The sequence below is a fragment of the Fusibacter sp. JL298sf-3 genome, assembly GCF_053842995.1.
Genome location: NZ_CM132608.1, coordinates 2,492,139 through 2,506,985, shown reverse-complemented (window position 1 = coordinate 2,506,985; position 14,847 = coordinate 2,492,139). Strand labels below are relative to the sequence as shown.

Here is a 14,847-nt window from a genome sequence, read left to right as displayed (position 1 = left end):
CTTATAAATATTTTAATTAAATAGATTTATGCAAAAAATCTGATTAATTACATTAATTATATTATATTATTTTCTTTAAATTGTCAATATATATTTATATTGTACACTTAAGTGTATGATTCACATGTGATAATGTCTTAAGTAATCAAACGTGATTTTGTCCCAAAAGATATAATGCTATAATAATACCTCAGTGAATGAAAGCATCGAGGTAAATCAAATGACAAAGGTAGAATTACGTATGAATGAAAGTTTAAAATATGAAATCATTAAAAAGCTCGTCGATACGAATGGCAATAAAAAAACAGCTTCACTTAAGCTAGGCTGTAGTATTAGAACGGTTAATCGATTAATCCAGGGCTATCGGTCAGAAGGGAAAGACTTCTTTGTCCATGGAAACCGTGGAAAGAAACCCGTTCACGCCCTGTCTAGCGAAACTAAAACGTTGATTTTAGGACTTTACAGGACCAAGTATCCCGATGCGAATTTCGCTCATTTTACTGAAATCCTAGCAGAGCAAGAACACCTTTTTCTTTCTCCAACTACTGTAAAAAATATCCTTATGGAACAAGATGTTTTATCTCCCAAGGCTCACAGGTCAACAAAGAAAGCCCTTCGTAAAAAATTAGAAGCCCAAAAGAAAAAGACTACTTCTAAAAGGGACATGGCGATTATTCAGCACAAGATCGTTGAACTCGATGAAAGCCACCCTAGAAGACCTAGATCCGCCTACTTTGGAGAAATGCTTCAGATGGACGCTTCAGTCCACATCTGGTTTGGCGGCGTCAAAACCCACTTACACGCTGCTATAGACGATGCCACAGGGCGAATCGTGGGGGCTTACTTTGACCACCAAGAAACACTTAAAGGCTATTACAATGTCTTTCATCAAATTTTAACGACCTATGGTATCCCAAACTTGTTTTACACTGACAGAAGAACTGTTTTTGAGTACAAACAAAAAAAGGCCCCTTCACTTGAAAAGGACACCTTCACTCAGTTTTCTTACGCTTGCCATCAACTGGGGGTAGATATAAAAGTAACAAGCGTTCCACAGGCCAAAGGACGCGTAGAACGCTTATTCCAAACACTACAATCACGACTGCCGATCGACTTAAGAAACGCAGGCGTATCAAGCGTAGAGCATGCCAACGAATTTCTGAACTCCTACATAAAGAAATTCAATGACAAGTTTGCTCTGCCTTTTGATAATAACAAATCTGTGTTTGAAACGCAACCGTCTGATGAAAAAATCAATCTAACGCTTGCGGTAATTGCTGAGCGCAAAATTGATACAGGCCATTGCATTAAATTTGAAAATCAATATTTTAAACTGATAGATGACAGAGGCCTCCCTATTTATTACCACAAAGGCACTCCGGCTGTCATTATTAAAGCTTTTAACAGCTGCTTGATGGCCTCTGTCAACGAGAACGTTTATGAACTCGAACTTATCCCTTCTCATCTAAGAAAATCTAAGAACTTTGATTTTGAGGACGAGTTCGAGGCTCTTCCTAAAAAACGCAATATCCCTTCCATGATACATCCATGGCGGAAGAGCGCCATCAAGAAATTTATCAAAACACACTATGCTCAACACAATTATACTTTTGAGGACATCATTAACACTCAAGAAAACTTTTTCTCCGCTAATTAACAAAGCACCAGCTTTTTACTGGTGCTCATGTTTGATTTATTTTGGGACATTTTCAAAAGTGATTGACATATATATTTATATTGTACACTTAAGTGTATGATTCACATGGATAGGCTATACTTAACTGGACAGATTTCTTAAGGTGAATTAGAATAAACTAATAACCTTAAGGAGGCCACGAATGCCAAGTAAAAGACCAAGAAGAAAGTTCACAGATGAATTCAAAAATCAAATGGTACAGTTATATCTCAATGGCAAGTCCAAATCTATGATTCTCAAAGAATATGAGCTTACCCCCTCTTCACTAGATCGATGGATATCGCAGCATCAGCAGTCGGGTTCTTTCAAAGAAAAAGACAACAGGAGTGATGCTGAAAACGAATTAATCAAGCTTCGCAAAGAAAATGAACATCTGAAGATGGAAAATGACATTTTAAAGCAAGCAGCGCTGATATTAGGACGAAAGTAGAAGTCATTAAAGTGAATACAGACAAATACTCGATATCAGCAATGTGTGCCGTCCTTAACCTATCTCGAAGTACTTACTATTATGAAATAAAAGTCAACGTAGAAGATGAAGCTTTAGCCCAAGATATCATAAAAATATTCAAAGAAAGCAGAAACAATTATGGTACCCGTAAAATCAAGAAAAAACTAAATGACGAAGGCAAAGTCGTTTCAAGGCGAAAAATCGGAAGAATTATGCGGGAAAATGGTCTAGTTTCAACCTATACAATTGCGCAATACAAGCCTTCTAAAAAGCCTTCAAATGAAGATTTAACTGCTAACGAAGTCAAACGAGAGTTCTCAAATAGAGAGCAATTAGAAGTCGTTGTAAGTGATCTGACTTATGTCAGGGTTGCAGGAAAATGGAATTATGTCTGTATATTAATTGATTTATTCAATCGAGAAATTATTGACTATAGCGCTGGTCCAAAGAAGGACGCAATCCTTGTTTATCAAGCTTTCTCACGGATAAACGCAAATTTGAATGATATTTCGATATTCCACACGGACCGTGGCAGTGAGTTCAAAAACAATGTAATTGAAGGGCTGATCGAAACATTTGATATAAAAAGATCTCTGAGTCAAAAGGGTTGTCCATACGACAATGCGGTTGCTGAAGCCACTTTCAAAGTATTTAAAACAGAGTTTTCAAATCGGTATATATTCAAGTCGCTAGATGAACTTAGCATCGAATTAGCAGATTATGTGAATTGGTATAATAACATAAGAATCCACTCAACACTAGGCTACCTGACGCCTATAGAATTTAAAAGAAATACCCTTAAGAAAATTGTCTAATAAAGTGTTGACAATCCAACATGTTAAATTTCTTAAGTAATCAAACGTGATTTTGTCCCAAAAGATATAATGCTATAATAATACCTCAATGAATGAAAGCATCGAGGTAAATTAAATGACAAAGGTAGAATTATGTATGAATGAAAATCTAAAATATGAAATCATTAAAAAGCTCGTCGATACAAATGGCAATAAAAAAACAGCTTCACTTAAGCTAGTGTCCTGTAGCGTTCATAATTGAGAAAATTGCATAATTTATAACCGTTGATTTAACAAGTTTTTAAAGAATCAAATAAGGAAACTTCACCCCAAACGTCGAATTATATAAGTGACAGCAAACACAATCCAAACGAAGGAGGAAGTTTCCACTTATGTATATTTGACAAACATGTCTATTTTCCTTTGAAGAAATCATGAACTTTCAGCAAGAAACGAAATTGGAATTAATTCTTGCTCAGATCAACATCTCACCTTTGGTTGCGGCATTATCTAAACAGAGTCATTTGAGAGGTCCAAAAGGTTACAGAGTCGCACCGATGATTTACGCATTAATTGCAAAGCAAATTCTGAGAATTTCGACCACCAGCGAGTTGGTGAGACAGTTGAAAGAGAACCCAGTGTTACGTTATAACTGTGGTTTTGAGGTATTATCCAAAGTACCATCAGAAGCCACTTTCAGCAGATTCGCAAAAAAGCTGTCAGAATCAGATGTGTTGCTGAAACTATTCGGTGATTTAGTGTTCATGCTAAAGAATTAGGAATTGTTGATGGTAGTCATATTTCAATAGACTCTACTAAGGTAAGTGCTTTCTCACCATCGTACTATACAATGGACTCCGATTATGATTATAAATCCGTTTATGATGCCATAATTAATCAGTTTAAAGCAATCCCGATTATTGCATATAATCCAAGGGGCAGTCGTACTGCACCAGAAGGGCTTGATGATAGTTTGCATCCAACATGCTCTGGAGGTAACAAGCTTGTTTATTGGGGACTTGATGGCGATTACATGAAATTCAGATGTCCACACATTTTGGGAAAGTGCATTTGTCCACATGGTAGCGCATGGTGTTGGTCAAGCAATTACGGATACACACTCAAAATAAACCGTAAAGAAAATCCACGGCAGATAGGATATCCTTTGAAATCTTCCGAGATGTGGAGAGACCTATACAGCAAGCGAACTTCAGTTGAACACTGTAATAGTCGACTAAAAACAATCTTGAATCTAAATGCCATCAGATCGAAAAGGATCAAAAAAGCAACAACTCATGCATTATTGAGTTGTATTGCATTGGTTGCGGGAACCATAGCATCAAAAGTAAAAAATAAAAGAAAAGAGGAGCTCTTAGTATCATATATGAACAACAAAAAATTGAAATTTGAAAGCATGGCAGGTGCTGTTACTTAGGATTAAGCCTTTTTCTCAAATTATCGAGATAATTATGCAAGAGTATCAATTATTTCAGCACTGCCTAGGTGCTGCAAATCAATGATCCCTACAGCCCCCTACTCCCTTATCAAAGTCAATCCTATCATCTTTGTTGACATAATAATCCGTTTTGCCCATTTGACAAGCATTATAAATTTTACATCTTTTAATATCTTTTAAATCTAAATTGATCCTAGAAGTGCTCTTGCTATTGTTGCAGGCATTTAACCCTTCCAAATACTTATTCACTAACGCTGCAGCGTTTGCATTTTCCTTTAAACACCCAGCAACGCCAAAGCCTTCGTACGAATTTCTCCTTCATATCAAACCGCAAGTAAGACCTTGCTCAAAAACTTCTTTCTATCCTTCGCTTTTCCCGTAGATGTGGAGCCATTGTTCAACCATTTCACTCTTTTTAATCCTATGCCTTTGAGTGTAAGATTAATAAAGAGTCTTTTAATTGGGTTACCTAAAAGAAATAGGTACCAAGTAGGGTATTCAGAGGTCGTAATGACCGTTGTTTTTTTGATGTGAGTTAGCAAACCTTTCAATCCAGATTTGGTTTCCTTATATGCAAAGTTCTTTAACATTATTTTGTCAAAAAAGCCTTTAAGGATTGCAGGCGTATCATACCACCAGACAGGAAAAATTATGATGACTTCGTCGGATTGCATCAACATATCCTGATACATCCCCACCTTCTCATCAGACGATTCACCTTTAGAAAAGAGTGAAAGGTCTCTCTCAGTTAGAGTTGGGTTAAAACCATCCTTATTTAAATCGATAACCTGATACTGCTTCTTTCTTGTTTCAAGTTTTTCTTGTACCTTATCCATAATAGCCTTATTGAAGCTTCCATGCCAAGGGTGAGCTAAAATAATAGTTGTTTTCATTGTTTTTCCTTTCTCTCAAATATTAAGCACGAGTAGTTGAAACTATGTGTAAAATTGAGCATTTGCTCAACTTGTATAAATGAAGTATAATAACATTATGGTTAAACGTCAATGCTATAAAGAGTATTTACACACATAGCCATTTTTGCTCAGATAAAGGAGAAATTATGCTTAAACACGAACCTATGAACATGAATGCTAAGAGATCTATTCAATTGCTAGTCGATGCACTTTTGAGTATCATGAAAATAAAGCCCTTTAGGCGCATTACTATAAAAGAATTGACGTCTCATGCAGGTGTCGTCAGAAACACATTTTATGCACACTTTAATTCAAAAGAAGAAGTACTCTCTTATCATATATACAAGATTTTTGATGAAAAATATAAAGAATACAGTTTGGAAAATTCAATCCAAGACGCGGATTTTGTCCCTCTTTACTTTGAAGTTTGGTTTGAACAACTAGAATTGTTAGAGCTTCTCAATGAACATGATTTGTTGATGACTTTGAACCATTTGGATTATCATTTTGAAATCATATGCAGCACCTATTTTTTAAGCAATGCGTGTGAGTTGTCGGATACAGCTACTAAATATGCCAACCCTCTTTATGCAGATGGTTTAGCTAGTATTCTTAAAACTTGGATTAGAACTGGAAAAAAAGAATCCTCTGAGGAACTGTCTGCTGTGTATTATGAGCTTATTTCTAGTAGCGATACGAGCACTAAACCGCGGTCTAGTGAAGTGCAATGAACCCCATTATAATCAACTGCATTTTTTTCTATATACATTATTAAACGCCTGTTTTTCAGCTTTTGAGTCACCGAGAATCACAGTATATTAGATGTCACTACAAAACTATTTTAGGAGGATGCTATGAAAGTAATTAAAGCTACAAAGGACGCTATTAACAGAGCAGTTGATTTGGCATTCAGTCTGCAAGGATCCGTTGAAACCAGATGCCGGCCATTGTTAGTGGATGCTACAAGGAAAGAGATTTATGAACTGTTTTTACGCTATATTGAACGTGAAGAACAAGACCTATTACTTGTTGAAAAAGACGGAAAGTTGATGGGGGTTACCCCAATTTATTGGATGGCAAAAGATTTGTATGTTTCATTTACTCAAGGCCCCTATGGATATGACTACGAAGCTGTTGCAAATGCCTTGTACGAGTATGTAGCAGAGAATTTCAAGGGATATAAGTTTTATGTTAATACAGCTCGTGAGCATACCAAATCAATTAGATTTTATGAGAGTAAAGGTTTCGAGAAAATCGAAGACGCTGTAATGCTTAAATTAGAGAACTTCAATAGTGATTATTCAAATGAATTTGTTCAAGAGTTAAATGAAATCAATAAAAAAGATATGTACGAGTGGATTGAAAAAGATATTGATGAAAATACCTATTGGACTTCTACAAGAATAAATGAAAATTTAGAGAGATTTATTATCCTTGGGTATTTTGATAAAGAATTAAAAGGCCATATCATCGGCAGAGGTTCTGTTAACTACACTGAAATAATAGGCTTTAGTGGAGACGAAGCCATTAAAGAAAAGCTATTAAAGGCATTTATATCGACTGCATATAAGAAAAATGTCAAAAAAATCGATTTGTATACAGAGGATACTGATGAGGAATCCCTCGGAATAGAAAACGGTTTTCAGTTATATGACAATAACTACTGCTTTCTTAAATGTTTATAGCAATAGTTTTTGATATACAATCAGCAGTTGTCTGATAATGTCGTCCGTGAAGGACAAAACTATATTGTTGTGGATGAAATAGAGCTTGTCAAAAGTCCACATGCCCCCTATCTGAGTCATAAATAAGGACAAACAATTTTCAAAAAGTCTTTTACAAAAGACTAAAAAACAAAATATCACACAAAAGTCTTGTACAAAAGACTTTTGTGTGACATTTTTAAGTTGAGGGGACAATTATGATGATCAAGCGTGAAAGATACTTAGCAGAAATAAAAAAAGTCATGGGAAAGCAAGTAATCAAGGTGCTTCTTGGTATGCGCCGTGTTGGAAAGTCTACACTGCTGTTGCAGATACAAGAAGAGCTGTTGAGCCAGGGGGTAAAAAGCGATCAGATTATAAGCCTAAATTTTGAGTGATTAGAGTTTGAAACGCTTAAAGAATATAAGATGCTCTACGAATACATTGAATCAAAGAAGGTTAAAGGCAAAAAGAACTATGTTTTTCTTGATGAAGTTCAGGAAGTAGAAGATTTTGAAAAAGTAGTAAACTCATTAAACGCTAAAGGCGATGTCGAAGTATTCATCACCGGGTCGAACTCAAAACTTTTGTCAGGAGAACTAGCAACCTATTTGACAGGACGTTTTTATACCATCGAAGTATTGCCATTATCCTATAAAGAAATCAGTGAAGGCTTTTCAAAAAGTGAAGACGTTTTCCTAGAATACCTACAAACAGGTGGCATGCCCGGGAAGTTCCAGTTTGAAGAAGAACGAACTGCAAAGAACTACCTTATGGATATGTATCAGTCCATCTTATTGAGAGATATCGTTAAACGCTACAATGTGAGAAATGTCGACTTGTTACAGCGATTTATGTCCTATCTCATCAATAATATCGGTCAGACTTTTTCTGCAGTAACTATAACGAACTACCTAAAAAGTGAAGGTCGAAACCTTTCAAAAGAAACCATTTACAACTATATTGAAGCTGCAAAGAGCACCTACCTGGTTCATGGCGTGCCACGGTATAATATTAAAGGCAAAGAGCTCATGAAGACTAATGAAAAGTATTTCATTAATGATTTAGGGATTAGAAATCTTTACTTCGACAATGAGAAAGACATAGGCCAAGCACTTGAAAATATAGTCTATTTAGAACTGCGCAGGAGGGGCTACGAAATTTATGTTGGGAAATATGACGATAAAGAAGTTGATTTTATAGCTGTTGACGGCGATACAATGAAGTATATTCAAGTGGCGTATTTACTCGCAGAAGAATCCACAATAGAAAGAGAGTTTTCTGTTCTTGATGCCATTGAAGATAATTTTCCTAAGATAGTGATTTCAATGGATAGAGTCAATCGATCCAGAAATGGTATTGAGCACAAGAACATTATCGAATTTTTGTTAGAGGACTAGTGTCTTATATCGTTCACAATTTAAAAAAAGTGTCGGCACGAAAAGTAAGCCTGAATTATTCATGAACCCATGATATCACCAAAAATCGAGCGGATTTAAGTTTTTGCGCTTCATAATGCTTATCATAGAAGACGTCTTCCTGTTTATCACCTAAAAATGGGCAGACTTATCCTGTGGACAATACTTTTCTCGATTTTCAGATTTCAAAGTTCATCAGTTACGTTTATTCCAACTGTGGAAGTCGACGGATGTTCTCAAGAATTTCATAGAACTCATTCTTGTATGGACAACTGCTACACAGTTTGAAATGAATATATCTTGCTGCTTTAACAACCTTTGATGCGATTTTGAGCAGCTTCAATCGAATGGTATCTATCAACATTTTCTTCATGCTTTTAGGTAATACCAATCGTTTAAAGTAATTAAATAGGTTGTATGCTAGGACATGGAGCAGTAGATGATTCGCATTAACGACTTTGTCCTTACTTGGCGTTGATGCAAAGTTGAAGCCACTTTTACCTTCTTTGATGAAGTTTTCCATGGTGCCTCGATGTCGATAGAACTTAATTAGTTCTTCAGGACTGAGATCCATGTTGGTCACAATAAAGGCATACTGATTGGTTAGCTGATTGTACGGTTTCTCGACCTTGACGATAACCCGTCTAGGATAGTCCCATTTACCGGCTTGGTACAAGAACTCATCATAACGGACCACATAATCAATCATGTTATCCTTTGTAGCTTCGGTTATTTCATCATCCAAATGTTTTGCGTGAGCATACAGTATTTTGTTTGCTTTCAAACGTATGGCATAGGATACACCATTGCTTTCACACTGTTTGTACAAGTCTGGTGTTGCAAAACCACTGTCTCCACGGAGGAACAGATGGACATCAGGGTACTTCGTAAAGTATTCATCTAATAAAGGTTGCATGAATTCGCAGACGCCTGTAGAACTATAGGCGGTACCATCTCGAAGCTCTGCTTTGAGAAGATCTCCAGTGAGTCCGTCATAGCAGAGTAAGGGGTGATATCCATGAGCTTGATAGTGGTAATTAAAGCCTTCGCCTTCCTGCTTGCCGTACGTGTTAAGTAGGGTTGAATCAAGATCAAGCAGAACTTGTTCTGGCATTTTAGTCCTGTAGGCCGATGATCTCATATGACGGATGATATCTTCAAACTGTTTGACTGTATCTCCATCCATACGGTTCCAGAACCTCGACAGTGTGGGTTGTGAGGCAAGAGCCTGTTTACCCAGAATACTTTTAAAGACAGGTTCATTGGTCAGTTCGTCTGCATCATTGTCATTAAAGTATCCAGCAAGGATTTGATAAATTAGCTGGGATAGATTTTGATGGTCTTTGTGTTTACGGAAGCTATCATTTTTGTCCGTTACAAACTGGCTGATGTGTTTATTGAAGCCAAACTTATGGGCGAATTCTTTTATGAGAAGCAGCCCCGAATCGGAGGATAAATCGCCTCCATTGAAATTTATTTTGATTTTACTATTGCTTTCGAGCTGAAGTGAACTTACACTAGACATGAAGAGTTTCTCCTTTGTTAGTTTGTGAGTGTGGTAACTTCATTTTAACAAAGTTGGAGCTCTTCTTCTATTTATTTAGGTTTCACTTGATAAGTGAAAAGCAAAAGTAGTCTAAAACACAGTAACTATGCGGTTTTGGGGAGTGTTTCGTGAACCGTCATGAATAATTCAGGGTAAGATATAATGGCACTCGATCGAATAAGACGTTCAAAAAGATGATTGATAAACCATCTCAACCCAAAGGAGAGTATAAAATGGACTATATCTCAAATTTAAGAAAATTTATTGGAACACAGCCGATTATAATGTGTGGTGCTAATGTCATTATAATCAATGAGAAAAATGAAATATTGCTTCATCACAGAACCGACAGAGATTGGTGGGGACTTCCGGGCGGTGCAATGGCGTTAGGCGAAAGTATGGAAGATACCGCCCGTCGAGAAGTATTAGAAGAAATAAACATCGACTGTTTGAAATTAGAACTCTTCAACGTCTATTCAGGAAAAGACCAGTACTACAAATATCCAGATGGAAACGAAGTTTTCAATGTGACTGTAACCTATTTGTGCAGGGACTATGAAGGTGATATAAAAGTGGAAGAAACAGAAGGTAGAGACGCTAGATTTTATAACCTCTCAGACATACCTCAAAACATTAGCAAAACCGTATTGCCGATTATAAATGAGTACATACAAAGCGTAAAAACGAACGGCTAAAAACCTAATGGAGGCAAAATTATGATTCTACAAAAAACAATACCACCTCCCCATATTACCAGTGACTACAAAGTGTTCGTCGAGTCCTTTAAAAACCAGCTCTTAAAGGCATTTGGCGACAAGATACATAGCCTCTATATATGCGGCTCAATTCCCAAGGGAACAGCTAAGCCCTATAAATCCGATGCAGATTTTACTATTCTCTGCGAGAACTCCGGAGATATCGACAGAGTTCAACTGGCCCATCTCAAAGAAAAACACTTGGAGCAGTTTCCCTTCGTTACTAAAATCGATACGACAATCTGCACACTAGACGATGTAAGAAATATGCCCAACGAATGGGGCTTTTGGATTAAAATTATCTGTGTGAACATACATGGCGATGATTTCGGAGAAGCTGTTCCACCAATCGTCATTTCTGGACAGTTCATTTTAGATTTAAACTCGGACACTCAACAAGAAATTAGCCGTGTCAATCATGCGCTAATCCATGCAACAGACTCTAAGGCTAAATGTAGGTATATAAAAGGGTATTCTAAGCGCCTGCTACGCGCATTGTATTCGTTAGTACTAGAGGATGTGGGTGTCTGGCAAGACGATATGGCTGAAATTAAAAAATCAATTATTAGCTTTTCTGAAATCGATCCTGCTTTAGTTGAGTATCTGTACACCTGTTACCTCCATAGCGATGTCGACGTTAAAGCGTTTAAAGAAAAAGCCGATGAAGTGTATTCGTATTTTGAGCGGTGCTTAAGCGCGTTGTCGGCATCCAATGAAGCAGAGCCTCTCGAGAGACCGCTCGCATCCGTTTAGTGCCTTGCGGCGACTTATCGCACGATTACTATTAACGGATTTTAGAACAATTGCTTTAAAGCAAAATCGGGGTGTTTATGGTACTCACGTTTACCAACATGGCGAGGATTCCAAGTATGGAAATGTCCCGCGCCCACCCCCTACAGGACATTGTGTGCATGAAAAAAGGTGTTACGTACCATTTGAAAGGCTATACGCTCACCTTTTTCATGACGATGAGTTTCAAACACCATCACCTAAAAAAACACAAAAACCGCTGGCTTAGCCAGCGGTCGTAAGTATTCCCCCTCCTTCGCAGGGGGTACTTTTATTGAAAAAAGTCTCGGAATGTGCGAATAAAAGTGCTTCATTCGCACCCCTACCCTACCGACATCACTTCCTCTTCAGCCGTCACGATTCCCAGTTTCTCGATGGTCACTTCATGTCCTGAAGTGACGACGACAGGCGTAATAAGCGACGGCACTTTAGCGCTTATGCGCTCTATCGCCACTTCACAGAGCACATCGCCCACCTCGACCCAATCGCCTACCTTCACCTTGACGCAGATGCCCTCACCCTTGAGTTTCACCGTGTCCAGTCCAAAATGCACCAATATTTCAACGCCGTTTTTACCTTTCAGTCCATAGGCGTGCCCCGTCTCAGCAACCACCATAACCTCGCCCTTAATCGGCGCACCGATCCGACCATTTGTCGGCGCCACGGCAAAGCCATCTCCCATCATCTTTTGGGAGAAAACAGCATCCGGCACCTTATCCATCGTCATCACTTCTCCATCGACAGGAGAACACACCTGAACAGCTTTATTTGTCACCATACCCTTTCCTCCTAACTAAACGCAAGCGGTCGCCGCGCTGAATCGCATCGACAAGCCCCAAATAGACATCGTCCACCTGTCCGATGACATTCACACGGGCGTCGGCTTCAAGCGCCTTGTAAACCAATTGCATTTCACCGCTATACCGTTTGTACAACCCGTTGTCCAGCGTCAAAGCGCCTTTCCGTCTCTCAATACAGTTGCTTGGCTCAATCTGTAGACCACTGTCCACCGAATATGCCCTCGATTCCAAGAACCGGAACGCATATGCCCCGGAATCCGCCCTCACCGTATACGTCATGTCGTAAAACCCGTCGTCTTTAGGATTCAAATGAATCGGAACACTGATGACGCCGTCGCGGACATACGCCATTACCCATTGTAACTGCAAGCTTTCCATAGACAAATCACCTAGAAGAACCAAATCCATCTCGTACCGATTGACAGCTTCCATAAAACTCACATAAGGATTTACCTCTCTTTGATGCTCCAAGGTGGGCAGCCCTTCAAAGATCGGGCCACGCCGGTCACAGTCGCCAGCGATAAACATGGCGACGCGATACCCGTACAGGCGCAACTGCCGGTTTTTCTCCCTAAAAAAGTGTTCTGCCAGTCCCGTCTCTCGGCGCGGGTAATAATTGTGTATGGCCAGCGGCTTTTTTTCCGTCTGAGACAGCGCCTTCATCGCCTCCAAATCAAGTGTTGACGCATTGACGGCAACCGGTATTGTCTCCATGGCTTCAACAATCTCCTCTACGGTAAAACCATAATCGACGCGGAAACTATCGACGTTTAATTGCGCTTTCAGTTCAACCATCGTGGCACACTTGAAAAGCTGTAAGGTGCGGCGGGATATATCCGCTATAATTTTAAATCCAAAACTTTTGAGTTCACGCAACATGCTGACCGCGCGCCGTTTGTAATCGGTCTCATCGGCGGCCTCCTCCATAATGTGCAAAGAGGTGAAGATGTAAACGTCTTCACCTGCGAGCTGCTTCAGAAAAGGCTTCTGCCGCTCATAAGACGACACGTATACAGAAAATCCGAAGTCCGCTTTTTTACACATATCACTTCACACCTAAGCGCTCTTGACCTACGCCACCGCGTATTTCAAGGCCTCCCTTACCCACTTCTGCAACGTCGCTTTCTTTAATAAAGAGGGTGGTGACAATAAAACCGCCAATGTAGGAGACCACTAAGCCGATAAAATAATTGAGCATCGAATCCGGTTGCATCAACGGAATCGCCGTAATCCCCGACGGCCCCCAAGCAGTTGCAAGCACTTTGGTAATCATAACGTACGCACCGCCAAAGCCCGCTCCGATTCCCGCTGTAATAAAGGGTTTGCCCATAGGCAATGTGACGCCGTAAATGAGCGGCTCGCCTATTCCGAGGATTCCCGCAGGCAACGCCCCTGAAATCACCTGTTTCATTTGATGGTTGCCGACTTTCTTCGCCTTCATATAAATGGCAATAGCTGCACCGACTTGACCCGCCCCTGCCATTGCGAGTACAGGAAATAGCGAGACACCGCCCACAGCCTCAAGTTGAACCGCATATATGGGAATCAGCCCGTGGTGAAGGCCCAACAGCACCATCGGGAGGAACAAAGCCGCCAATAAGAACCCGGAGATGATGTTAACAGCTGCTATATCTGAGGACACCAGCACTTCGAGTGCTTTTACAAGGTAATCTGAGAAAACACCTGAAATCGGCATAATAACAGCCACAAATACGACAGTGGTTACGCCCAGTGTCACCAAAGGCGTTACAATAAGGTCTAAAACATCTGGCACCCATTTTCTAACGCGTTTTTCTATTTTGGACAGTATATAGACGCCGATAATAACGCCGATAACGCCACCTTTACCCGAGCGCAATACCGACAATAGAGGGGCCTCGCTGTTGTACATCCCGAAAATCCCTGAGAGCTCGTTAATTTGTCCCATAACGGACATCGCTCCGACCATCCCGCCAAGCGCTTCTGTCGCCCCAAATTTTTTAGCTGCATTGATACCGGTAAAAATAGTGAAGTACCCGAGGAAAGAGCCGCCAATAAGTGAGAACAACAACCGAATCGTATTCCAAACATCGCTTGCAGGTAGGTTCCCAGTGGATTGAAGGTTCGTAATCAAGCCGGCAAAACCGTTGAATATACCGGCGGCAATAATGGCCGGAAGCAGCGGAATAAAAATCTCGCCGATGGTTCTAAGACTTTGCTTTAATCGACTTTGTTTTTGATGCCCCTTAACCGCGGCCTTGTTGGCCTTCCAATTTTCTTCAGACGCGTGACCGAGTTGCGCCACAACTAAAAACGCATCCAGCAATTGTTTGGCTTTTCCGGGACCCACGACAATCTGTAACGTCCCATCGCCTATAACGCCGATAACGCCTTCGAGCTTTTTTAAACCTTCAATATCGGCTAAACTGTCCTCTTTTAACTCGAGCCTTAGACGCGTCATACAATTTGTGGCACTTCGTATATTACCAGTTCCCCCAACGCGTTCAATAATATCTTTTGATAATTGATTGTAATCCATACTGGCC

At 39.6% G+C, this 14,847-nt stretch carries 14 protein-coding genes and 1 pseudogene; 10 read left to right on the top strand and 5 right to left on the bottom strand.

Going from position 1 to position 14,847, the window contains the following annotated elements:
* Positions 1-241: 241 nt before the first annotated feature.
* The 4 genes from ACR6HW_RS11835 to ACR6HW_RS11820 all read left to right on the top strand — a co-directional run bounded on the left by ACR6HW_RS11835 (position 242) and on the right by ACR6HW_RS11820 (position 4,376).
* Positions 242-1,657 carry an ISNCY family transposase gene (locus ACR6HW_RS11835; protein ID WP_455730885.1) on the top strand — a complete coding sequence of 472 codons (1,416 nt, stop codon included), beginning with the start codon at positions 242-244 and terminating at the stop codon, positions 1,655-1,657.
* A gap of 181 nt (positions 1,658-1,838) precedes the next feature.
* Positions 1,839-2,962 (top strand): IS3 family transposase gene (locus tag ACR6HW_RS11830; protein ID WP_455727934.1). Its coding sequence is split into 2 segments (ribosomal slippage): positions 1,839-2,091 and positions 2,091-2,962, totalling 1,125 coding nucleotides; the frame shifts between segments, so codons are not numbered across the junction.
* Positions 2,963-3,375: 413 nt separating this feature from the next.
* Positions 3,376-3,720, top strand: coding sequence for a transposase (locus ACR6HW_RS11825; RefSeq protein WP_455727933.1), 345 nt, complete (start codon positions 3,376-3,378; stop codon positions 3,718-3,720).
* A 71-nt stretch (positions 3,721-3,791) separates the two neighbouring features.
* A complete protein-coding gene (locus ACR6HW_RS11820) occupies positions 3,792-4,376 on the top strand; it encodes a hypothetical protein (RefSeq protein WP_455727932.1) in 585 nt (194 codons plus the stop codon).
* A gap of 344 nt (positions 4,377-4,720) precedes the next feature.
* Here the strand turns inward: ACR6HW_RS11820 and ACR6HW_RS11815 are convergent, their stop codons facing one another.
* Positions 4,721-5,290 (bottom strand): NAD(P)H-dependent oxidoreductase, encoded by a 570-nt coding sequence (locus ACR6HW_RS11815; protein ID WP_455727931.1) that lies wholly within the window; start codon positions 5,288-5,290, stop codon positions 4,721-4,723.
* Between the two features lie 167 nt (positions 5,291-5,457).
* On the opposite strand from ACR6HW_RS11815, the gene ACR6HW_RS11810 reads away from it, so the two are divergent.
* The 4 genes and pseudogenes from ACR6HW_RS11810 to ACR6HW_RS11795 all read left to right on the top strand — a co-directional run bounded on the left by ACR6HW_RS11810 (position 5,458) and on the right by ACR6HW_RS11795 (position 8,414).
* Positions 5,458-6,042 carry a TetR/AcrR family transcriptional regulator gene (locus tag ACR6HW_RS11810; protein WP_455727930.1) on the top strand — a complete coding sequence of 195 codons (585 nt, stop codon included), beginning with the start codon at positions 5,458-5,460 and terminating at the stop codon, positions 6,040-6,042.
* 123 nt (positions 6,043-6,165) lie between these two features.
* Positions 6,166-6,996 (top strand): hypothetical protein, encoded by an 831-nt coding sequence (locus ACR6HW_RS11805; RefSeq protein WP_455727929.1) that lies wholly within the window; start codon positions 6,166-6,168, stop codon positions 6,994-6,996.
* Positions 6,997-7,232: 236 nt separating this feature from the next.
* Positions 7,233-7,667, top strand: a pseudogene (locus tag ACR6HW_RS11800) (ATP-binding protein); the annotation flags it as partial.
* Positions 7,668-7,736: 69 nt separating this feature from the next.
* A complete protein-coding gene (locus tag ACR6HW_RS11795) occupies positions 7,737-8,414 on the top strand; it encodes an ATP-binding protein (protein ID WP_455730884.1) in 678 nt (225 codons plus the stop codon).
* Positions 8,415-8,637: 223 nt separating this feature from the next.
* Here ACR6HW_RS11795 and ACR6HW_RS11790 read toward each other — a convergent pair whose 3' ends face one another.
* On the bottom strand, positions 8,638-9,957 hold the full coding sequence (locus ACR6HW_RS11790) for an IS1380 family transposase (protein WP_455727928.1): 1,320 nt from the start codon (positions 9,955-9,957) through the stop codon (positions 8,638-8,640).
* Positions 9,958-10,172: 215 nt separating this feature from the next.
* On the opposite strand from ACR6HW_RS11790, the gene ACR6HW_RS11785 reads away from it, so the two are divergent.
* Positions 10,173-10,673 (top strand): NUDIX hydrolase, encoded by a 501-nt coding sequence (locus tag ACR6HW_RS11785; protein ID WP_455727927.1) that lies wholly within the window; start codon positions 10,173-10,175, stop codon positions 10,671-10,673.
* Positions 10,674-10,694: 21 nt separating this feature from the next.
* On the top strand, positions 10,695-11,486 hold the full coding sequence (locus ACR6HW_RS11780) for a hypothetical protein (RefSeq protein WP_455727926.1): 792 nt from the start codon (positions 10,695-10,697) through the stop codon (positions 11,484-11,486).
* 358 nt (positions 11,487-11,844) lie between these two features.
* Here ACR6HW_RS11780 and ACR6HW_RS11775 read toward each other — a convergent pair whose 3' ends face one another.
* The 3 genes from ACR6HW_RS11775 to ACR6HW_RS11765 are packed head-to-tail and all read right to left on the bottom strand — an operon-like array spanning position 11,845 to position 14,840.
* Positions 11,845-12,300, bottom strand: a complete 456-nt coding sequence (locus tag ACR6HW_RS11775; protein WP_455727925.1) for a PTS sugar transporter subunit IIA — start codon at positions 12,298-12,300, stop codon at positions 11,845-11,847.
* On the bottom strand, positions 12,287-13,366 hold the full coding sequence (locus ACR6HW_RS11770) for a MupG family TIM beta-alpha barrel fold protein (RefSeq protein WP_455727924.1): 1,080 nt from the start codon (positions 13,364-13,366) through the stop codon (positions 12,287-12,289). The genes ACR6HW_RS11775 and ACR6HW_RS11770 overlap by 14 nt, the downstream gene beginning before the upstream one ends.
* Before the next feature lies 1 nt (position 13,367).
* On the bottom strand, positions 13,368-14,840 hold the full coding sequence (locus ACR6HW_RS11765; protein ID WP_455727923.1) for a PTS transporter subunit EIIC: 1,473 nt from the start codon (positions 14,838-14,840) through the stop codon (positions 13,368-13,370).
* Between the last annotated feature and the right edge of the window lie 7 nt (positions 14,841-14,847).